Raw genomic sequence first — 20,787 nt, 5'->3', positions numbered from 1 at the left:
CCCGGCCCTGAAGCTTTGCCCGGCGTCACATAGCTCCCCGTCATGACCCATCCCAACACCAATCGCCCGCCCCGGCAACCGCGCCGCGAGGTGCATGGCGTGCTGCTGCTCGACAAGCCGCTCGGCCTTTCGTCCAACGATGCGCTGGTGCGTGCCAAGCGCATGCTGCGCGCGCTAAAGGCCGGACACACCGGCACCCTCGACCCGCTGGCCACCGGCTTGCTGCCGCTGTGCTTTGGCGAGGCGACCAAGTTCTCGCAGGACCTGCTCGAGGCCGACAAGACGTACGAAGCCACCGTGCGGCTGGGCCTCAAGACCGCGACCGGCGACGCCGAGGGCGAGGTGATCGCCGAGCGTGCGGTAACCTGCGATATCGCGGCGCTGCGCGCCGCAATGCTGCGCTTCGCGGGCGAAATCGAGCAGGTGCCGCCGATGCATTCCGCACTGAAGAAGGACGGACGTCCGCTGTACGAATACGCACGAGCCGGCCAGACCGTGGAGCGCGCCGCGCGCCGCGTCACCATCCACGAAATCACGCTGCTCGATTGCGGGCTGCCGCAGGTGCCCGCCTTCAGCATGCGCGTGACCTGCAGCAAGGGCACTTATATCCGCACCCTGGCCGAGGACATCGGTGAGGCGCTCGGCTGCGGCGCACACCTGACCGGCCTGCGCCGTACGGCGGTGGGCGACCTGAGCCTGGAAGGCGCGGTCACGCTGGAGCAGATCGAGCAGCGCTCCGACGAAGAGCGCCCTGGAATGCTCGCGCCGGTCGATGCGCTATTGCAGCGCTGCGCAGCGGTGACGCTCGATGAGGCCGCGATGGCGCGCTTCCTGCAGGGCCAGCGCATCGCGCAGCGCGACCTGCCGGCGGGCGTGGCGCTGGCGGAAGACGAACTCGCCAGTGTCTATGGCGGCGAGCCGCGCCGCTTGCTTGGCGTGGCGCGCATGCGTGAAGGCGCCTTGCGGCCCGAGCGGCTGGTCAAGCTTTAACGCGCTCAATGCGCTCAATGCGCTCAATGCGGCCAATGCGCAATGCGGCTGCATCGGGCAGGAAATCCTGACGGCTCGAGCCTCGGGGCCAGGGGGGCGGGGCCAGAAAGCACGAGGCCGATGCCTGTGACGGCATCGGCCTCGCTGTGCAGCGCGTGTACTGAGTGCAACCAATGCAGCTAGTGCGCCCCGGCCGCGGAGGCGTCCAGATCGCCTCCCTTCTTAGGCTTGGTCAGCCAGACAAAGACAATCAGCACGAAGAACAGCACGCCCGAGATCCAGAAGATATCGTTGGCGCCCAGCATGGCCGCCTGCTGCGAAATGCTGCGCTCGATTTGTCCGTTGGCCTGGGCCTGGCTCATGCCCATCTGCATCAGGTGGTTGAGCTGGTCGATATAGGTCGGGTTGTACGGGTTGACCTGTTCAACCAGTTGCGCGTGATGCAGCGCCGTGCGGTTTTCCCAGATGGTGGTCGAGATCGACGCACCGATCGCACCGAACGTGATCCGCACGAAGTTGGACACCCCGGAGGCCGACGGGATCTTCTCCGGTGGCTGGCCCGACAGGATGATCGAGGTCAGCGGGATGAAGAACATCGCCATCGCCGCGCCCTGGATCAGCGTCGGGATCATCAGCGTGCGGGTATCGACCTGCAAGGTGAATCCCGAGCGCATCAGGCTGACCACGCCAAAGGTGACGAAGGCCAGGGTCGCGACCCAGCGCGCGTCCATCTTGGGCAGGTTCTTGCCGATCAGCGGCGACAGCAGGATGGCGAAGATCCCGACCGGCGCCATCACGATGCCGGCGTCTGTTGCGGTATAGCCGACAATGGTTTGCAGCCACAGCGGCAGGATCACCAGGTTGCCGAAGAACAGGCCGTAGGCCACCGAGATGGCCACCACGCCGGCGCTGAAGTTACGTCCCTTGAACAAGGTGATATCGACGATCGGATGCTTCTCGTAGCTCTCCCAGATCAGGAAGAACAGGAAACCCACAATGGCCACTACCGTCAACACGACGATCGAGGTCGAGTGGAACCAGTCGAGCTCCTTGCCCTTGTCGAGCATGAGCTGCATCGAGCCTACCCAGATCACCAGCAGCGCCAGCCCGATTCGGTCGATCGGCAGGATCTTGATCGGCGTCTCGCGGTCGCGGTAGATCGTCCAGGTCGCATAGGCGGCGCCCAGGCCCACCGGGATGTTGATGTAGAAGATCCACGGCCAGGTCATGTTGTCCGAGATCCAGCCGCCCAGCAGCGGCCCCATGATTGGCGCCACCAGCGTGGTCATGCCCCATAGGGCGAGCGCCATGGTGCTTTTCTGCGGCGGATAGCTCGATAGCAGCAGCGATTGCGACAGCGGAATCATCGGCCCCGCCACGGCACCTTGCAGCACGCGCGCGGCCAGCAGCACTTCGAGGTTGGGCGCGACACCGCACAGCCACGACGAGATCACGAACAGCAGGATCGAAGTGATGAACAGCCGCACCGCCCCGAAGCGCGTGGTCATCCATCCGGTCAGCGGCACCGAGATGGCGTTCGCCACCGCGAACGAGGTGATGACCCAAGTGCCCTGGTTGGGCGCCACGCCAAGGTCGCCCGAGATGGCCGGGATCGATACGTTGGCGATCGAGGAGTCGAGCACGTTCATGAACGTGGCCAGCGACAGCGCGATCGTGCCGACGATCAGCTTTGCGCCCGACAACGGCACTGGCGCGGCGGGGCGCGCCGCTGGCGCCGTTGAGCCATGCGAGGCGCCGTCGCGCGCGGGGAGGGAGGTAGCCATGTTCAGGTGTTGGCGGGCTTGGCGGCGGCTGGCGCCGACGATACCGGCGCTGCCATGGGCTCGGTCGCCTGGCGGCCGCCGTTGTTCAGCGAGATGATGCGGGCGATCAGCGCGTCGGCGTCCTGCGCGACCTTCTCATAGACGTCGGTCTGCATCGGGCGCGCAACCGTGGCGTTGGTCATGGCCGCGCCTTCTTCCTTGCGCACATCCACCGTCACGTTCATCGACAGGCCAACCCGCAGCGGGTGGTCCTTGAGTTGCTGCGGGTCCAGCGCGATGCGCACCGGCAGGCGTTGCACCACCTTGATCCAGTTGCCGGTGGCGTTCTGCGCCGGCAGCAGCGAGAAGGCCGAGCCGGTGCCGGCCGAGAAGCCTTCCACCCTGCCGTTGTAGGTCACCTTGGAGCCGTACAGGTCGGCCTCCAGCGTGACCGGCTGGCCCACGCGCATATGCGTGATCTGCACTTCCTTGAAGTTGGCGTCGATCCACACCTGGTCCAGCGGCACCACGGCCATCAGTGGTGCGCCCGGGGCTACGCGCTGGCCGACCTGCACCGAGCGCTTGGCCACGTAGCCGGTCACCGGCGCGGGCAGCGTCGAGCGTGCGAACGCGAGATAGGCGGCACGCAGGTTGGCGGCGGCGCGCTGCACGTTGGGGTGCTTCTCCACCGTGGTCTGGTCGGTCAGCACCTTGTTGGATGCCAGTTGCTCGCGCATGGCCAGCAGTGCCGATTGCGCGGCCGCGAGGGCGGTCTGCGCGTGGGAGATTTCTTCGCCCGAAACCGCGCCGGAGCCGGCGATGGCCTCGCGGCGCTTCAGATCTTCACGCGCCTTGGCCACATCGGCTTCGCGCATGGTCACGTTGGCCGCCAGCGAGCCGTTGTTGACGTAGAGCGTGCGCACTTCACGCACGGCTTGCGCCAGTTGCGCTTCGGCCTGCTCCATGGCGACCTGCGAGTCGGCGCGGTCGAGCTGGATCAGGGGCTGGCCCGCGGTGACCAGCTGCGTGTCGTCGGCCGCGATCGAAATCACGGTGCCGCCTACCAGTGGCGTGACCTGCACCACGTTGCCCGCGACATACGCGTCGTCGGTGCTCTCGAAGTGGCGCGCGTACATGCCCCAGTAGATGCCGTAGGCCACGCCGGCCACCACTACCGCGGCGGTCAGCGAGAGCAGCAGGCGCTTGCGCTTGCCGTTGTTGTTGACGGGAGCCGCCGGGGAGGCGGGAGTCTGGGCCGCTTGCTTGTTATCGCTCATGATCGTCTTTTAAGAATGCTGTCGGTACTGCTCGTTGTTCTTCCGGCTGCCTGGCCGTAGCCACCTAATAACCGTTTAGCCGCGTGCCTCGGCTGGCTTCTGCGCATCCGTCCCGGCGCCTTCGGCTTGCTCCTGGTAACCCCCGCCGAGCGCCTTCATCAGGCCCATCTGCAGGTCCAGGCGGCGCGCCTGCAGGTCGGTGGCAAGGCGGCGTTGCTGCAGCACGTTGCTTTCGGCATTGAGCACCGTGAGCTGGGTGCCCAGCCCGGCCTTGTAGCGGATGGTGGACAGTGAGTAGGCGCGCTCGGCGAGAGCCAGCGCCTCGCGCTGGGCCGTGATCTGCGTGTCCACGCTGCGGATGCTGGCCACCGTGTCGGCGGTTTCGCGCAGCGCATCGACCAGCGCCTGGTTGTAGTTGGCCACGGCGAGGTCGTATTGCGCGTACTTGCCCTTCAGGTTGGCGCGCAGCTTGCCGCCCTCGAAGATCGGCAGGCGGATCGCCGGACCGATGCCGAAGGTCCGGCTGATGCTCATCAGCAGGTTGGATGGGTCCAGCGACGCAACGCCGGCAAAAGCGGACAAGGTGACGGCCGGCAGGAATTCCGTGCGCGCCACCTCGATATCCTTGCTGGTGGCCTCCACGCGCCAGCGGGCGGCAACCAGGTCCGGGCGGCGGCCCAGCAGATCGATGGTGAGGTTGTCCGGCAGCAGCGGCGTGCCTTGCGCCAGGATGGTCGGGCGCTGGATCGCCAGGCCGCGGTCCGGGCCCTTGCCCAGCAGCGCGGCGAGCTGGTTGCGCGCCAGCAGGATGTCTTCATCCACGCGCAGCAGGTCGGTCTGTGCCGATGCCACCGTGCCGCGCGCCTGCGTGGTTTCGACCTGCGTGTCCAGACCGGCGTTGAGCCGGTCGCGTGACAGGTCGCTCAGGCCGCGGCGCTGGGCAATGGCGCGCTCGGCTACGTCGCGTTGCGCGTACAAGGCGGCCAGGCGGGCATAGGCGCGGGCGACCGACGTAGTCAGGATCAGGCGCGAAGCCTGGCTTTCGGCCTCGGCGGCGCGGTCGTCGGACAGCGCGGCTTCGAGCGCCTTGCGGTTCTTGCCCCAGAAGTCGAAATCGTAAGAGAGCCCGGCCTGCAGGCGTGACTGGTTCTGCCACGAGCCGGCCAGCGGCGTGCCTTCAAACAGGTCCGTTTGCGAGAAGCGCTGGCGTACCAGGCTGCCGTCGAAGTCGACGTGCGGGTACAGCGCGCTGCGCGTGGCGTCCGCCATCGCGCGGGAGGCTTCCACACGCGCGAAAGCGGCTTGCAGGTTGGGGCTGTCCTTTACCGCCTCGTCGACCAGGGCGCGCAGTTGCGGGTCCTTGAACTGGTCGACCCAGTCAAGCGAGGGCCACTGGCCATGCTGCGAGGGCAGGGCCTGGGCGCTGGCGAGCGAGGCCGGCGCGGTAACGGTCTGCGTGCTGTGCGAGTTGCCGAACGCGGCGCAGCCCGCCAGCACCGCGGCCGCCAGTGCGGTCAGCACCAGCGCGCCTGTGCGGCGGCCCGCCGCGCGCGCGCGCGGCGACAAAGCGGAAAAAGAAGTGAGAGCTTGGTTCATCTGGGTGCCCTGCGATAGAGCGTTAGTGTTTGTTCTTGTATTTGAGAGATCGCTGCGCCGCCAGCGTCACTGGCCGCCAAGCCTGGCCGCTACCCGCTGTTGTTGCCGATGATCCGGTGCAGCATCGAGCGGAAGGTCTGTAGTTCGGCTTCGGAGAAGCCGCGGAAATGCCGGTTCAGCACGCGGCAATAGATCTGGGGCAACTGGTTCACGAGGATCTGGCCGGCGGGCGTGATCGACAGGTCGACCACGCGCCGGTCGGCATCGCTGCGCTGGCGCTCGATCAGGCCGCGCTTTTCCAGGCGGCTGAGCAGGCGTGTGACCGAGCCCATATCGCAATTGAGCTCGCGGCCAAGGTCAGTCACCGTGCTGCCTCGGCCGGCGGCCAGCATCATCAGGCAGGTGGCCTGGGCATGTGTGATGTCCAGGCCATCGACCTCCTGCTCCACGCCGTGCGACAGCACGTTCTTGGCGCGTGCCATCAGATAGCCGATGCTCTCGCCCATGCGGTAATCGGCCGGGTCGAACGGGTAGGCTTCGTCGGAAATGGGCTGGCTCTGCTCGGACATCTCGGCTCGGTGCTTGTCGGTGCAATGTTTGCCGTGGCAACTATATGTTCACGTTCGCCGATTCGCAAGGACGTCAATTTGCTATTGCGGATATCGCAATAATTGGGTTTGTGGCGGGGTGGCGGCTTGGGAAGCTTCCCAACGTCGTCCTCGGGTTTTGCGCCGCAGCATGCTATAATTTCGGGTTATCTTTTGATGCTCAGCCCCAAAGCGAGACGCTGCAATGACCCGCGCCATCCGCAATATCGCCATCATCGCTCACGTCGATCATGGCAAGACCACTCTGGTCGACCAACTCCTGCGCCAGGCAGGCACCTTCCGCGACAACCAGCAAATGGTCGAGCGCGTGATGGACTCGAACGACATTGAAAAGGAACGCGGGATCACCATCCTCGCGAAGAACTGTGCTGTCGAATACGACGGCACGCACATCAATATCGTCGATACCCCTGGCCACGCCGACTTCGGCGGTGAAGTGGAGCGCGTGCTGTCGATGGTTGACGGCGTGCTGCTGCTGGTTGACGCTGTCGAAGGCCCGATGCCGCAGACCCGTTTCGTCACGCGCAAGGCGCTGGCGCTGGGCTTGAAGCCGATCGTGGTGATCAACAAGGTCGACCGTCCGGGCGCGCGTCCGGAATGGGTGATCAACCAGACGTTCGACCTGTTCGACAAGCTGGGCGCCACCGATGAGCAGCTCGATTTCCCGGTGATCTACGCATCCGGCCTGAACGGCTATGCCGGCCTGACCGACGACGTGCGCGAAGGCGACATGAAGCCGCTGTTCGAGACCGTGCTGGCCAAGGTGCCGGTCCGTGACGACAACCCGGACGGTCCGCTGCAGCTGCAGATCATCTCGCTCGATTACAACAGCTATGTCGGCAAGATCGGCGTAGGCCGCATTTCGCGTGGCCGCGCCCGTTCGCTGCAAGACGTGGTGGTCAAGTTCGGCCCGGAAGGCAACCCCATCAAGGGTCGTATCAACCAGGTGCTGAAGTTCCAGGGCCTGGAGCGCGAAATCGTGGCGGAAGCCGAAGCCGGCGACATCGTGCTGATCAACGGCATCGAAGAACTGGGCATTGGTTGCACCGTGTGCGCACCGGACGCGCAAGACGCGCTGCCGATGCTGAAGGTGGACGAGCCCACGCTGACCATGAACTTCTGCGTCAACACGTCGCCGCTGGCCGGCCGTGAAGGCAAGTTCGTGACCAGCCGCCAGCTGCGCGAACGCCTGGACCGCGAACTGAAGTCGAACGTGGCGCTGCGCGTGGCCGAGACCGGCGACGACACCATCTTCGAAGTGTCGGGCCGCGGCGAGCTGCACCTGACCATCCTGCTGGAAAACATGCGCCGCGAAGGCTACGAGCTGGCCGTGTCGCGCCCGCGCGTGGTGTTCAAGGAAATCGACGGCGTCAAGCACGAGCCGTACGAACTGCTGACCGTGGACGTCGAAGACGGCCACCAGGGCAGCGTGATGGAAGAGCTGGGCCGCCGCAAGGGCGAACTGCTCGACATGGCGTCCGACGGCAAGGGCCGCACCCGCCTCGAGTACCGCGTTCCGGCCCGTGGCCTGATCGGCTTCCAGGGCGAGTTCCTGACGCTGACCCGCGGCACCGGCCTGATCAGCCACATCTTCGACGACTACGCGCCCCTGCGCGAAGGCGGCCTGGGTGAGCGCCACAACGGCGTGCTGATCTCGCAGGACGACGGCGATGCCGTGGCCTACGCGCTGTGGAAGCTGCAGGATCGCGGCCGCATGTTCGTCAAGCCGGGCGATGCGCTGTACGAAGGCATGATCATCGGCATCCACAGCCGCGACAACGACCTGGTTGTGAACCCGATCAAGGGCAAGCAGCTGACCAACGTGCGCGCCTCGGGTACCGACGAAGCCGTGCGTCTGGTCACGCCGATCCAGATGTCGCTGGAATATGCCGTGGAGTTCATCGCCGACGACGAGCTGGTGGAAATCACGCCGAAGAGCATCCGTCTGCGCAAGCGTCACCTGAAGGAGCACGAGCGTAAGCGTGCTTCGCGCGAATCCGCGTAAGCGTTTTCGTCCCAGGCGACATTGCCAACAAAAAACCGCGCCTTGTGCGCGGTTTTTTGTTGCCCGTTTTTCTTGGCGCCTTCGGCTATCCAGCCTGTCCAGCCATCATGCGTCCTGGCTGCGATCGGTCCCAAATGCGGTGCCGGTCAGCGGCGTGTCCCCGGCCGCAAGGTCGCGCGGATGACGCCACTCGGGCGGTTTCCAGAGATGGCGCAGGTCGCGATGACGCCACGCGTCGGCGAACATGTCGCGCCACTCGTGGAAGGTGAGCGTGATCGGGTTATGGCTGGCGATGCGACGCGTAATGCCATATTCGGGCGGCGCCTCTTCAGGCGCGAAGGAGCCGAACATGCGGTCCCACACGGTCAACACACCCGCATAGTTGCGGTCAATGTACTGCGGGTTGCGCGCATGGTGTACCCGGTGTACTGACGGCGTATTGAACAGCCATTCAAGCCGGTGCCAGCGGCCGCCCAGCCGGGTGTGCACGAAAAACTGGAAGGCCAGGTTCAACCCCACCGCCAGAATCACCCAGTCGGGCGTGAAGCCGATCAGCGCCAGCGGAATCCAGAACAACCACATGCCCGAGAGCGGGTACGTCAGGCTCTGGCGGAACGCCGTCGAGAAATTCATGCCCTCTGACGAATGATGGGTGACGTGCGAAGCCCACATCCAGCGCACCCGATGGCTGGCGCGATGAAACCAGTAGTAAAGGAAATCCTGCAGCAGCAGCAAGAGCAGGAACGACCAGACCGTCTGCGGCATCGCCTTCAGGCCATGCTGGTAGCTCCACGTGTAGACCGTGCGCACCATCAGCCACAGGAAGAACGCGTCCGACGCCTGGTGCATCAACGCCAGCGCGGCGTTGGACGCGGTATCGCGCAGGCTGTAGATGGCGGGGTCGCGGCGTGCCCAGTACCAGGCCTCCGCGCCGATGGTCAGCAGGAAAATCGGCGCGAAGGCCAGCAGGATCAGGCCGGGATCGATTGTTGACGGTGTCATGCGCAAAGTGTTGCCCGATTTTGTCGGTTTTGCCTGGAGGCGATCCTCTATACGGTCGTGCGGTGTTGCCAAATGCGCACGCTGAGGCACCCAGATACGTTGATTGCGCACATTCGCATTCCTGACCATTTTGCACGACTGAATATCCACATGCGCGGGGTCAAGGAGCGGTGAGGGGCGCCGTTATAGCGGGGCGGCCAAAAACGGAGCCGCATCAGTGCTAAAACCAACGGGGAGCCCTCATGTTTCGCAACACGACTATCGGTACAAGATTGTGGATTCTGACTATCGTCACTAATGCATTGTTGCTGATTGTCGGTGCTGTAGGCTGGCTTGGCATGTCGCGCAGCAATGACGCCACGCGGCAGATCTATCAGCATCAGCTCTCCGCCGCGGTCAACCTGGCCGAGGCGCGTTCCAACCAGTTGCTCGTGCGGGTCTTGCTCGACCAGGCCACCTTCGCCGCCGATCCCGCCGACGCCCGTGCGCGCGCCGATACGGCCGAGGGGTTTGCGCGTCAGTCCGATGCGGCCTGGAAGGCCTATCTGGCGCTGCCGCGTTCGGCGCAAGAAGCCCGCGCGGCCGAGGACGTTGCCGCCAAGCGCGAGGCGTTGTTCACGCAAGGTGTGTCGCCGATGATCGCCGCGCTCAAGCAAGGCGACCGCGAGGCGGTGATGCGCGCCGTGCTGGAAACCATTCCCAAGCTCGATATCGCTTTCACGGCCGTCAATACCGAGTTGGGCAAGCTGCAGCTCGCCGGCGCGCTGGAGGTCTATCACGGGTCGCAGGAGCGCTACACCACGCTGCGCTCGCTGTCGATCGGCGTGCTGGGCTTTGGCTTGTGCTTCAGCACGGTGGTGGCCTGGCGCCTGCGCCGCTCCATCGTGGGGCCGCTCGATACGGCCATCGCCCGCTTCGAACGCATCGCCGCTGGCGATCTTGGCGCGAAGACCGATGGCGCCGGCTCGGGCGCCGAGGCAGAGCGCAGCGAGACCGGCCGTATGCTCGCCATGCTCGGGCGCATGCAAGAGAGCCTGGCCGCGATGGTGAGCGACGTGCGCGGCGGGGCCGATTCCATTGCCGCTGCCAGCAAGCAGATTGCCAGCGGCAACAGCGACTTGTCGCAACGCACGGAGCAGCAGGCCGCGTCGCTCGAGGAGACGGCGTCCAGCATGGAGGAGCTCACGGGCACGGTGCGCCAGAACGCGGATAGCGCGCGTGAGGCCAATGACCTGGCCAGCAGCGCCACCGGCCTGGCGGAACGTGGCAGCGATGCGGTGGCGCGCGTAGCCAGCACCATGCAGGCGATCGACGCCAGCGCCAACAAGATCGTCGACATCATCGACGTGATCGAGAAGATCGCATTCCAGACCAATATCCTCGCCCTCAACGCGGCGGTGGAAGCTGCGCGGGCCGGCGAGCATGGACGAGGCTTCGCGGTGGTCGCGGGCGATGTGCGCGATCTCTCGCAGCGCTGCGCGGGCGCGTCCAAGGAGATCCGCACGCTGATCAGCGACTCTGTGTCGCGCGTGCGCGCCGGCGCCGAGATGGTCGAGCAAGCGGGGCAGGTGATGCAGGAAATGGTGGGTGCGGTGCGCCGCGTGAGCGGCATCATGGGCGGCATTAGTTCGGCGTCCGATGAGCAATCACGCGGCATCGAGCAGGTTAACCAAGCGGTGGCGCAGATGGACGGCATGACCCAGCAGAACGCCGCGCTGGTCGAGCAGGCCGCTGCGGCAGCGGCTTCGCTGGAGGACCAGGCGCAGCGGCTCACCGGGCTGATGTCGGCTTTTCGGGTGGCCTGAACGCAGGGTCTCGGACGCCGCTCAGGGGGGGCGGCGCGCGGCTTGGCTGGTGTAAAGTTGCGGGTTGCATTCGCGGAGAAAAGAGACATGACTGACTTGGTCACAAGCGAGATCCGGGGTGGCATCGGCTACCTGACGCTGAACCGGCCCCAGGCGCTCAACGCACTGTCGCTCGAGATGATTCGCGCCATCACCCAGGCGCTCAACGCATGGGCGGTGGCACCCGAAGTGGCGGCCGTAGTCATCGCCGGCGCGGGCAGCAAGGCCTTTTGCGCCGGAGGCGACATCCGCTTTTTCCACAAGGCTGCGCTCGCCGGTGATCCGGCGCTCGATCAGTTCTTCGTCGAGGAATACGCGCTCAATCACTTGATCCATACCTACGCCAAGCCTTACATCGCGCTGATGGACGGCGTGGTGATGGGCGGCGGCATGGGCATCTCGCAAGGCGCACGCCGCCGTCTGGTGACCGAGCGGACCAAGATGGCAATGCCGGAGACCAATATCGGCTTGTTCCCGGACGTGGGCGGCGGCTGGTTCCTGTCGCGCACGCCCGGCCGCATGGGTGAATACCTGGGCCTGACCGGCGCCATGATTCATGCTGCCGACGCGCTGTACGCAGGCCTGGCGGATGCCTACCTGCCGGGCAATGCCATGGCGGAACTGGTGCAGGCGCTGCGCGCGCGTGAGTTTGCCGATGGCGACGCCGTGCTCGCTTGCATCGACGAGGCCACCGCGGCGCACCGCGCCGCCTGCCCGCCGGGCGAAAGCCAGCTGGCCAAGCTGCAGGACGAGATCGATGGCCTGTTTGCCGGCGCCTCGGTGACCGCGATCGTGGCAGCGGTGAGCGATGCCGGCTCCGACTGGGCCGCGCAGACAGCCGCCATGCTGCGCGCGCGCTCGCCGCTGATGCTCAACGTCACGCTGGAGCAGATCCGCCGCGCTCGCACCATGGCGCTGAACGACGAGCTGCGCATGGAGCTGGACATGATGTACTACGTGTTCCGCCAGGGCGACGGCGTCGAAGGCATTCGCGCGCTGGCGGTCGACAAGGACCATGCGCCGAAGTGGCAGCCTGCGCGTCTCGATGAAGTCACCCGCGAGCGCGTGCACGCGTTTTTCGACAGCCCCTGGGCGCACGGTGAGCATCCGCTGGCGGCGCTGTAGGCTGGCGACTGGCGGTTCCTCTCACGTAAATGGATTAGAGTGACGCTTGGACCGGCCGGCGCGGCGCAGCAATGCGGCGTGCGAGCGCCGGCTCCGCCCACCCATAGTGCCGTGAACGAGAAAGGAATCGCGATGAGTACTCCACGTGATGTAGCCGTATTGGTAGGCAGCCTGCGCAAGGACTCCTTCAACCGCAAGCTGGCGCTCGCGCTCGCCGCGATGGCGCCGGCCGCGCTTAAGCTCGAAATCGTCGAAATCGGCCAGTTGCCTCTGTACAACCAGGACGAAGACGCCAGCCCGCCCGCGCCATGGGTCGCCTTTCGCGATCGTATCCGGCGCGCCGACGCCGTGCTCTTCGTGACACCCGAGTACAACCGCTCGGTGCCTGCCGCGCTCAAGAACGCTATCGACGTCGGCTCGCGCCCCTATGGCCAGAGCGCCTGGGACGGCAAGCCTGGCGGCGTCATCAGCGCCTCGCCCGGCGCCGTCGGCGGCTTTGGCGCCAACCACCACCTGCGCCAGTCGCTAGTGTTCCTCAATATCCCGGTCCTCCAGCAACCGGAAGCCTACATCAGCGGTGTCGACAAGCTCTTCGACGAGCAGGGCGGCATCGCCAGCGAGTCCACCCGTGGATTCCTGGGCAAATACCTGGCTACCTATGCCGCCTGGATCGAGCGCAACGCGGCTCGTTAATCGGCAAAGTAACCGGCAAAGTAACCGCCAAGGTTCTCAAAACCCACTCCCCAGAAACACTGACGCCCGTTGCCGACAGGGCAACGGGCGCGGAGGGCAGAATATCGCTGCCTTGCGCTTCTGATTCGACTTACTTGCGCTTGATGTCCCCGGCCGGCCGCGACTGCGTGCCTGCCAGCGGTTGGCCTGGAAAGCCCTCCGGATAGCTGATGACGCGCAAGGCTCCCCCGAGCTTGCGCGACGTCCATGCATGACCGGCGCGCGTTCTCGCGCCGCCTGTGATTGCCACCATGGCTTCTCTGTCGAGATCCACGCTGTCCGGCAAATCCTTGATGACGATGACCGCCATGACTTCCTCCTGCAGGGTGGCGAAGGCCGGCTCGGCCGGGGTTCGCCGGGTGGGTGCGCGCGATGCGGCAAGCCCAGCCAGATCAGTATAGGCCACGGGTTTTACCTCCGGGGCAGTGCCAGCTCGTGCGCAACAGCCGTGGAAACCCTTGGGTTTCCACGGGGTGGGGGCGCATCTCGCTCAGACCGCGGCGTGGGTGGCGGCCCACTGCGACGGGTTGACGTCGACGCTCAGGGGGCCGAAGCCGGAACCGATCACGCCGACGTTGTTGAGCGTGTTTACGTTGATGCTCTGCAGCTGGGCGATGTTCTGGTTGACGTTGACATTGACGTTGGCCACCGGGCCCAGTCCTTGCAACCAGGAATTGCCGCCGCGCACCGCGGCCAGGGACTTGCTGTCGAGGTCTTGGTTCAGGGCGAGGTCGCGCACGATGATGGATGACATGATGGTTCTCCTAGACTTCACTTGACTTGATTGCTGGAAATGGTGGGCACTGGCTGGCAGCGGAGGCGGCGGGGCCGCCGCTTGCCGGTGCCGGGACCATTCAATAAATGTTGTTGCTGGCGTTCTGGGTCGACGTCACGTGGGACTTGATGTCGTCGGCAAAGGCCGTGTTGTTGCCGTTCATGTTCACAACGTTTTGCGTCTGGCCGATCAGCTGCGAAGCATTGAAGTTCGAGTCGATCTTGGTCAGGCTGAAGACAGGCATGAAGGGCACGAAGCCGCCGCGCACGGCGCGCATGGCGCGGGCGTCGAGTTCTTCGGTGACGGACAGGTCCTTGATGGCGAGGATGGTAGTCATGGCAGTTCTCCGGGGTATTCAGTGGATTGCGAATTCGGCTTGGGGCGCGGCCCGCGGCTCAGTAGATGTTGTTGGTGGCGTTTTGCGTCGAGTCGACATGGGACTTGATGTCGGTCACGAAGGCGGCGTTGTTGCCGTTCATGTTCACGACGTTCTGGGTCTGGCCGATCAGTTGCGAGGCATTGAAGGTCGAGTCGAGCTTGACCGAGCTGAAGACAGGCATGAAGGGCACGAAGCCGCCGCGCACGGCGCGCATGGCGCGGGTGTCGAGTTCTTCGGTGACCGACAGGTCCTTGATGGCGAGGGTGGTAGTCATGGCAGTTCTCCTTGGGAGCGATTGGGACTTTGGTTCATTTGGGTTGAGCATCTGTGCTGCGCTCGGGAGGTACAAACGCATGGAGTGTGCCAAGGCGGGCCATGCCATCGCAGATCGCCCGCAAACGCAGGCGGGGCTTGGGGAAAAGATTTATCGAGCCGGAAAAGACATGCCAGCAAGCGGTTTGGCGCGGCCTGGATCTGATGGGTGGCGGCCAACACAACAACACCGGGTGTTCGCGCATGTGCGACAGGCAGTGGCTCTTGTGGCGCCGTCGTGCCGCTTGCGTGGCTTGCCGGCGTTGATGCAGAGCACGAGGGGTTTGCGATTGGCGTGAGTGCGCACTAGTATCCATCGTGGGCAGGTACTCGCTGTAGACGGGCGAGTGGGCGCTCAATGCGCAACTTCGCGCAATCACGTCGTGGCTGCATCGATGCCTAGCATTCCAGACCTGATACGTACCTTCCAAAGCGGTGGTCTGTCGCACGACGAACTGTTGGCCCGCATTGACAGCACCTTGGCCGTGGACCAGGCAAGCGCCACGCAGCTAGCGGACATGCTCAGCGAGGAGAACACCCGCTTCCCGCTGCCGCCTGGCGTTTATGAAGAGGTGTTGCGGCGTATCGAGCGCCGCGGGGCAACCCAGTTCGAGGATGGCGGCGAGGAAACCCGCGTGCAGACTGGCCACGCCGGCATGGCGTCCGCGCCCTCCTCGCCACCGCAGCCGAGCGCGAGCGATCAGGCGATTGCCGGGGCGGAGCAGACCAAAGGGGTGGGCGATACCTTGAATGGCCGCTTCGTGCTGGAGGAATGCCTGGGCGTGGGCGGCATGGGAACGGTCTACAAGGCGCTCGATCTGCGCAAGCTCGAGGCCTCGGACCGCAAGCCGTACATCGCCATCAAGGTCCTCAATGTGCAGTTCCGCGGTCATCCGAAATCGCTGATCGCGCTGCAGCGCGAGGCGCGCAAGGCGCAGACGCTGGCGCACCGCAATATCGTGACGGTCTATGATTTCGACCGCGATGGCTCGGTGGTCTACCTGACCATGGAGTACCTGTCGGGCAAGTCGCTCAATCGTGTCTTGCGCGCGCCAGATTTTGCCGGCATGCCTTACGCCAAGGCGCTGCCGATCATCACCGGCATGGGCCGTGCCTTGTCCTATGCGCACGAGCGCGGCTTCGTCCACTGCGACTTCAAGCCCGCCAATGTCTTCCTCACCGATAGCGGCGAAGTGAAGGTGATCGATTTCGGCATCGCGCGCGTCTTCCAGCAGCCGGCGGACGACGCGGACCCGACCGTGTTCGACCCGGGCACGCTCGGCGGCATGACCCCCGCCTATGCCAGCCCCGAGATGTTCGAGCATCGGGAGCCGGATCCGCGCGACGACATCTACGCGCTGGCCTGCGTGACCTATGAACTGCTGACTGGCAGGCACCCCTATGAGCGGCTGTCGGCTAACCAGGCGCGCGGCGCCGGCCTCAAGCCACAGCGCCCCAAGGTGCTCAGCCGCGGGCAGTGGCGAGCACTGCGCGCGGCGCTGTCTTTCGATCGCGCGACGCGCACGCCTACCGTGGCGCGCTTCCTGGCCGAGATGGGCGCCGAGCGCCACGGTGCCATGCCAATGGCCAAGCTGGGCGCCGCGTCCGTGGCCGGCGTGCTGCTGGCCGGCGGGCTGGGTTACTACGTGTGGCGCGCGCGCACCGCGCAGGAGGGCCAGCAGCCTGCGGCGCAATCCGCGGCAAGCGCGGTGGTACCCGCCACGCCCCAAGCCGCAGTGACGCCATCCGCCGCGCCGGGGTCGCCGCCGCTGGCGCAACCGGGCGAGCAAGCCCGGCCCGAGCGCGCGCTCTCCATGCAGGCCGTGGCGCCGGTGCTGGCACGCGCGCCTTGCTCGCTGCTGTCGGCCACGGGGCAGGACCATACACTGCAGGTGCGTGGCTACGTGGCGGAGCGCTTTGGCGTCAAGCGCCTGAAAGACGAACTGAGCGCGGTGCCCGGCGCGCAGACGCTGAACCTGGACGTGCAGACACTGGGCGATGACAAGTGCGACGTGGTCAAGCTGATCTCGCCTTACTGGTCGGGGCGCCGCAGCGCAACCGCGCTGACCACGATCCGCACCCGGGCGCCCGGCGCGCAACTCACGGAGGGAACGCCACTGATCGTGGATATCACCACGCCGCCTTACGACACTTACGTCTACGTCGACTACTACATGGCCGATGGCAAAGTCGTGCATATGGTGCCAAGCCAGCGTGCCAAGGCCAACCAGGCACCCGCCAGCTACACCGCTGCCGTGGGCAGCCTCGGGGACTGGGTGATCTCGAAGCCGTTCGGCACGGAGCTGATCGTGCTGCTCACCACGCCTGCGCCGCTGTTCGACGCGCTGCGCCCCGAGTCAGAGCCCAGGCAGGACTACCTGCGCGCGCTCGACAGGCAACTGGGTCCGATGGCGGCGAAGCACGGAGAAAGCCACATCGGTGCCGACATGGTGCAGATATCCACCAACCCGCGCTAGCCAGGCAAGGCACCATTGGCAGCGGCTACTTCAGGTCCCGTACGACGCGAAATCCGTTTTGCGACTGGCGTACGCTCGCGCTGTACTTGAAGCGAGTGGAGGAGAGCATGTAGCTCGCGCCTTCATGCCATGAGCCGCCGCGGATCACGCGTACGCCGCAGCCGGGCTCGTCCCAGGCGCGTGCGTCGGCAGGCGCGTTCTTGTAGGAGATGTGCCAGCAGTCGGCGACCCATTCCCACACGCTGCCGTTCATGTCGTGGAGGCCGTAGCCATTGGCGGCAAAGGAGCCGACGTTGGCGGGCGCGTCGGCATTCCACGGTTCGCCGCAGTCCTTGCAGTTGGCCGTGCCTTTGCGCATCTGGTCGCCCCACCAGTAAAGCGTCGCGGTGCCGCCCCGGGCGGCATACTCCCACTCGGCTTCGGTCGGCAGGCGGTAGTGCTTGCCGCTGACCTTGCTCAGCCAGGCGACGTACTGCTGGGCATCGTCCCAGCTCACATCGCGCACGGGGGCGTTCCTGGGGGCGTTGGCGACAGTGGCGATGCGCTGGCATGCCCCCGCATCGGCGCAGGCGCCCCATTGTTCCACCGTGACTTCGTACTTGCCGATGGCAAAGGGCTGGCCGATGGCGACGTGATGCGGCGGCTTCTCGGTCGGGTCACCGCCGTTGCTGCCCATGGTGAAGCTGCCCGCCGGCAGGCTGTGCAACACGGGACAGGCCGGGCAGTCCTTGATCTCGCCCGGCTTGATTTCGACCGTCACGGCGCCGGCCGCGGCAGCTCGCTGCGTGGCGGATGAAGGCGCGCTTGCGGCCGGAGCGGGTGGAGTGGATGCGGCAGGTGCGGTTGCCGAGGGCGCAGCAGGCGGCACCTGCACCTTGCCCGACTGCGCGCGCACTGGCGGTGGCGTGACGGTGCCTTGCGCGGTGGCTTGCCCGGATGAGGCGCCTGGCGTGCGAGCACGCTCGGCAGGCGCGCCGGCCTGCGGCCCCGCCGCGCGCAGCCGCTCAATCCTGGCACGCGCCAGCGGCGCGAAGCGGCCGTTTGGATAGGCCTTGAGGTAGGCCTCGTAGTCGCTTGCGAAGTTGCTGTTCTTGATGGAGTCCCAGAAGCTGAGCTCGTACTGCTCGTCGCTGTCCTTGGGAAGGATGCCGCGGTACTGCGCAAGGATCGGCGGATCGGCTTGCCTGTGCGCGTGCGTGAAGGCTGCGTCGTCGTGTTTGATGTTGTCGCTTCCGGTAGTGGCTCCGGTGTTTGCCGCGAATCGAAGCGGGGCGGATAACGACGATGATATCCACGGTTGTTGCCGCCGCCCGGTTTGCTGGCTCACGATTTCACCAGCCCGGCGCAGGGCGGCCTCGGCATCAAGGCCGGGCATGCGCATCGTGCGCAGCAGGGCGCCGGTGAACGCGCCGTGCCGCGCGCCCTCGGCTGCCACGGCACCCGGGGCCGTGGCATAGGCGATCAGCGTGTTGGCGGGGGCGGCGGGCGGCTTGACGGCACTGCCGCGATAGGGGTTGTCCAGGCAGCTATCGAGGATCACCACGTTAAGCATGTCCGGCCTTGGCGCCGACATGCTGGCCAGTACGGCGTCAAGCGCGGTGCCCGCGGTGAGCAAGCGGCCAGGTGCACGGCTGCCGGCATCGATGGGAATCATCACCGGGCTGTCCGCGACCTCGATGCCGTGCCCCGCGAAATAGAACAACCCCATGCCACCGGTCTGCAGGCGTTGCTGGAATTCGGCAAGCGCGCGCGCCATGCCTTCCCGGTCCAGGTTCTCGCGGAACATGACGTCGAAGCCGAGCGCGGCCAAGGTGCGGCGCATTGCGCTTGCGTCATTGGCGGCGTTGGGCAGCGGCTCGTCCACATAGGCGCCGTTGCCGATGACCAGGGCGAGGCGCCTGCCCGGACCGCCTGTGGGGGCGGCGGCCGGTTGCCTTGTTGCTTGGGGGGGGAGGGTTGGCGTGTCGATACCGGCTTCGGCGCGCACGGCCGAAGCCAACCCGAGCAGGCACACGACAAGGAATTTTCGCCACATATGCAGGCCTTGTTCGTACGGCGCCGAAGTGCATCGGCGGTCCACGTGCCAACGGCGTGGCGCGGCACGCGAAAGCGATGATGCCCGGCCATCACCTGGCCGGACCGCCTCGTCCTTTGCGCCGACGTGATGCAGCGCTAGCGGCACTGGGCTGGCTCAATCAACCATAGCACAGCGATTGTGAATCCGGAGGTGCTTCGCAACACCGGGTGGCGCAGCAAGCGCACAGCCACGCGGCGCCTACGCGGCGCAGGGTATCGCCAAGTATCTTTTTGCTGTTTTCCGTTCTAAGCTGAATGACGAAATTGGATGGTGAAATGCAGCGCGCCGGCCTGAAGCCAATCAACGAATCAGCCAGAAGCCAAGCACCAATAGCAAGAATTCACCGCATTTCGAGACAAGCTGTTCGGGAGGGCTAACGTATGCACAGGCGAACCGTGCTCGGCACATTGGCAGCGTCGCTGCTGGCCCCGTTGCCTTCGATCTCGTTGTCCACGACATCCCCGCCCAATGCCGAGGTCTACATCATCTGGCCGCCCGACGGCGCCGTGATCGATGGCGGCAAATTCTGGGTGCGCATGGGCCTGCGCAATATGGGGATCGCCCCCAAGGGCGTCGACATGGCCAACGTCGGCCACCATCACCTGTTGATCGACACGGACCTGCCGCCGATGGACAAGGAGATTCCGAATGACCGGAACCACCTGCACTTCGGCGCCGGCGAGACCGAGGCGCGGATCGAGCTGCCGCCGGGCAAGCACACCTTGCAGTTGCTGCTCGGCGACAAGGATCACAAGCCCCACGACCCGCCGATCTACTCCAAGAAGATCACGATCACCGTTCGATAAGTTTCGATAAGGCCCCGGGCCGCCGGGCCGGCGGCACGATACGGGAGACAGTCCATGCGTAAGCTCATTCCGGCTGCTGCGCTCGCCGCCAGCCTGTTTCTGATCGGTGGCATGCCGAGCGGTGCAAGCGCGGACGCCACGCCCGCACCCGCCAATGCCTACCTGTACATCGGCTTTCCCAACAACAACCAGGTGCTGCCGGCGGGCAAGCCGATCAAGGTGTGGTTCGGGCTGCGCGGCATGGGCGTGGCGCCGCGCGGCGTGAAGTTTCCAAACAGCGGCCATCATCATCTGCTGATCGATACCGACCTGCCGCCCATGGACAAGGAGATCCCGAACGACCGCAACCATCTGCATTTCGGCGCCGGCGAGACGGAGACCACAATCGAGCTGCCGCCGGGCAAACATACCTTGCAACTGCTGATGGCCGACGACAAGCACATTCCGCACAACCCGCCGATCTACTCCAAGAAGATCACGATCTACGTGAAGTAACGCCGAACGTTCATTCGGGTTCGGGTTTTTTCGCGGCGCCGCATGACGCGTGCCGCGCGTGCTTCGCTGCTGATCTCATCGCGCGCTTGCCAGGCCGCGCTCGCTGCACAATTCCCCTGCAAACTCGTTGCCACGGCCGCGCGCGTCGCACGGTGCGAGCGTTTGTCGCCAGCGAGCAAACACATGGTGTCTGTTGTGTTGGCCGCCACCCATCAGATCCAGGCCGCCCCGAACCGCTTGCTGGCATGTCTTTTCCGGCTCGATAAATCTTTTTCCCAAGCCCCGCCTGCGTTTGCGGGCGATCTGCGATGGCATGGCCCGCCTTGGCACACTCCATGCGTTTGTACCTCCCGAGCGCAGCACAGATGCTCAACCCAAATGAACCAAAGTCCCAATCGCTCCCAAGGAGAACTGCCATGACTACCACCCTCGCCATCAAGGACCTGTCGGTCACCGAAGAACTCGACACCCGCGCCATGCGCGCCGTGCGCGGCGGCTTCGTGCCCTTCATGCCTGTCTTCAGC

Annotated in this window: 18 protein-coding genes; 8 read left to right on the top strand and 10 right to left on the bottom strand. The window is 65.6% G+C overall.

The window, feature by feature from the left end; translation table 11 throughout:
* The first annotated feature begins 42 nt into the window (after positions 1–42).
* The gene (gene truB / locus A9975_RS23835) at positions 43–990 is read left to right on the top strand and encodes a tRNA pseudouridine(55) synthase TruB (protein WP_183034975.1); all 948 of its coding nucleotides are present in this window, start codon (positions 43–45) and stop codon (positions 988–990) included.
* A 179-nt stretch (positions 991–1,169) separates the two neighbouring features.
* Here the strand turns inward: truB and A9975_RS23830 are convergent, their stop codons facing one another.
* The 4 genes from A9975_RS23830 to A9975_RS23815 all read right to left on the bottom strand — a co-directional run bounded on the left by A9975_RS23830 (position 1,170) and on the right by A9975_RS23815 (position 6,195).
* A complete protein-coding gene (locus A9975_RS23830) occupies positions 1,170–2,774 on the bottom strand; it encodes a DHA2 family efflux MFS transporter permease subunit (protein ID WP_255503410.1) in 1,605 nt (534 codons plus the stop codon).
* 2 nt (positions 2,775–2,776) lie between these two features.
* Positions 2,777–4,030: an HlyD family efflux transporter periplasmic adaptor subunit gene (locus A9975_RS23825; protein ID WP_183034974.1), complete on the bottom strand. Its 1,254-nt coding sequence runs from the start codon at positions 4,028–4,030 to the stop codon at positions 2,777–2,779.
* A gap of 75 nt (positions 4,031–4,105) precedes the next feature.
* Entirely contained in the window at positions 4,106–5,626 is a 1,521-nt protein-coding gene (locus tag A9975_RS23820; protein WP_183034973.1) for an efflux transporter outer membrane subunit, read from the bottom strand.
* Between the two features lie 89 nt (positions 5,627–5,715).
* Complete coding sequence (locus A9975_RS23815; RefSeq protein ID WP_183034972.1) at positions 5,716–6,195, bottom strand: MarR family winged helix-turn-helix transcriptional regulator; 480 nt, start codon at positions 6,193–6,195, stop codon at positions 5,716–5,718.
* Positions 6,196–6,418: 223 nt separating this feature from the next.
* Here A9975_RS23815 and typA point away from each other — a divergent pair, with 223 nt between their 5' ends.
* Positions 6,419–8,239 (top strand): translational GTPase TypA, encoded by a 1,821-nt coding sequence (typA, locus tag A9975_RS23810; protein ID WP_183034971.1) that lies wholly within the window; start codon positions 6,419–6,421, stop codon positions 8,237–8,239.
* Between the two features lie 105 nt (positions 8,240–8,344).
* Here the strand turns inward: typA and A9975_RS23805 are convergent, their stop codons facing one another.
* A complete protein-coding gene (locus A9975_RS23805) occupies positions 8,345–9,241 on the bottom strand; it encodes a sterol desaturase family protein (protein WP_183034970.1) in 897 nt (298 codons plus the stop codon).
* A gap of 242 nt (positions 9,242–9,483) precedes the next feature.
* Here A9975_RS23805 and A9975_RS23800 point away from each other — a divergent pair, with 242 nt between their 5' ends.
* The 3 genes from A9975_RS23800 to A9975_RS23790 all read left to right on the top strand — a co-directional run bounded on the left by A9975_RS23800 (position 9,484) and on the right by A9975_RS23790 (position 12,903).
* The gene (locus tag A9975_RS23800; RefSeq protein WP_183034969.1) at positions 9,484–11,046 is read left to right on the top strand and encodes a methyl-accepting chemotaxis protein; all 1,563 of its coding nucleotides are present in this window, start codon (positions 9,484–9,486) and stop codon (positions 11,044–11,046) included.
* 87 nt (positions 11,047–11,133) lie between these two features.
* Positions 11,134–12,210 carry an enoyl-CoA hydratase/isomerase family protein gene (locus tag A9975_RS23795; protein WP_183034968.1) on the top strand — a complete coding sequence of 359 codons (1,077 nt, stop codon included), beginning with the start codon at positions 11,134–11,136 and terminating at the stop codon, positions 12,208–12,210.
* A 132-nt stretch (positions 12,211–12,342) separates the two neighbouring features.
* Positions 12,343–12,903, top strand: coding sequence for an NADPH-dependent FMN reductase (locus A9975_RS23790; protein WP_183034967.1), 561 nt, complete (start codon positions 12,343–12,345; stop codon positions 12,901–12,903).
* A gap of 130 nt (positions 12,904–13,033) precedes the next feature.
* Here A9975_RS23790 and A9975_RS23785 read toward each other — a convergent pair whose 3' ends face one another.
* The 4 genes from A9975_RS23785 to A9975_RS23770 all read right to left on the bottom strand — a co-directional run bounded on the left by A9975_RS23785 (position 13,034) and on the right by A9975_RS23770 (position 14,370).
* Positions 13,034–13,252: a hypothetical protein gene (locus A9975_RS23785; protein ID WP_174428212.1), complete on the bottom strand. Its 219-nt coding sequence runs from the start codon at positions 13,250–13,252 to the stop codon at positions 13,034–13,036.
* A gap of 180 nt (positions 13,253–13,432) precedes the next feature.
* Entirely contained in the window at positions 13,433–13,696 is a 264-nt protein-coding gene (locus A9975_RS23780; protein ID WP_183034966.1) for a hypothetical protein, read from the bottom strand.
* 100 nt (positions 13,697–13,796) lie between these two features.
* Positions 13,797–14,054, bottom strand: coding sequence for a hypothetical protein (locus A9975_RS23775; RefSeq protein WP_183034965.1), 258 nt, complete (start codon positions 14,052–14,054; stop codon positions 13,797–13,799).
* Positions 14,055–14,112: 58 nt separating this feature from the next.
* Positions 14,113–14,370: a hypothetical protein gene (locus tag A9975_RS23770; protein ID WP_183034964.1), complete on the bottom strand. Its 258-nt coding sequence runs from the start codon at positions 14,368–14,370 to the stop codon at positions 14,113–14,115.
* A 433-nt stretch (positions 14,371–14,803) separates the two neighbouring features.
* Here A9975_RS23770 and A9975_RS23765 point away from each other — a divergent pair, with 433 nt between their 5' ends.
* Positions 14,804–16,885 carry a serine/threonine-protein kinase gene (locus A9975_RS23765; protein ID WP_183034963.1) on the top strand — a complete coding sequence of 694 codons (2,082 nt, stop codon included), beginning with the start codon at positions 14,804–14,806 and terminating at the stop codon, positions 16,883–16,885.
* A gap of 25 nt (positions 16,886–16,910) precedes the next feature.
* On the opposite strand, the gene A9975_RS23760 is transcribed toward A9975_RS23765, so the two are convergent.
* A complete protein-coding gene (locus tag A9975_RS23760) occupies positions 16,911–18,920 on the bottom strand; it encodes an SUMF1/EgtB/PvdO family nonheme iron enzyme (RefSeq protein WP_183034962.1) in 2,010 nt (669 codons plus the stop codon).
* Positions 18,921–19,342: 422 nt separating this feature from the next.
* Between A9975_RS23760 and A9975_RS23755 the strand changes: the two genes are divergently transcribed.
* Together A9975_RS23755 and A9975_RS23750 are read left to right on the top strand one after the other, a co-directional pair.
* A complete protein-coding gene (locus A9975_RS23755; protein ID WP_150993583.1) occupies positions 19,343–19,768 on the top strand; it encodes a DUF4399 domain-containing protein in 426 nt (141 codons plus the stop codon).
* A gap of 54 nt (positions 19,769–19,822) precedes the next feature.
* Positions 19,823–20,263 (top strand): DUF4399 domain-containing protein, encoded by a 441-nt coding sequence (locus tag A9975_RS23750; RefSeq protein ID WP_183034961.1) that lies wholly within the window; start codon positions 19,823–19,825, stop codon positions 20,261–20,263.
* The last annotated feature ends 524 nt before the right edge of the window (positions 20,264–20,787 follow it).

Source organism: Cupriavidus sp. UME77, assembly GCF_014170355.1.
Lineage (GTDB): Bacteria > Pseudomonadota > Gammaproteobacteria > Burkholderiales > Burkholderiaceae > Cupriavidus > Cupriavidus basilensis.
Note: the sequence above shows the minus strand (reverse complement) of the source record. Positions and strands in the feature narration are given on the sequence as shown.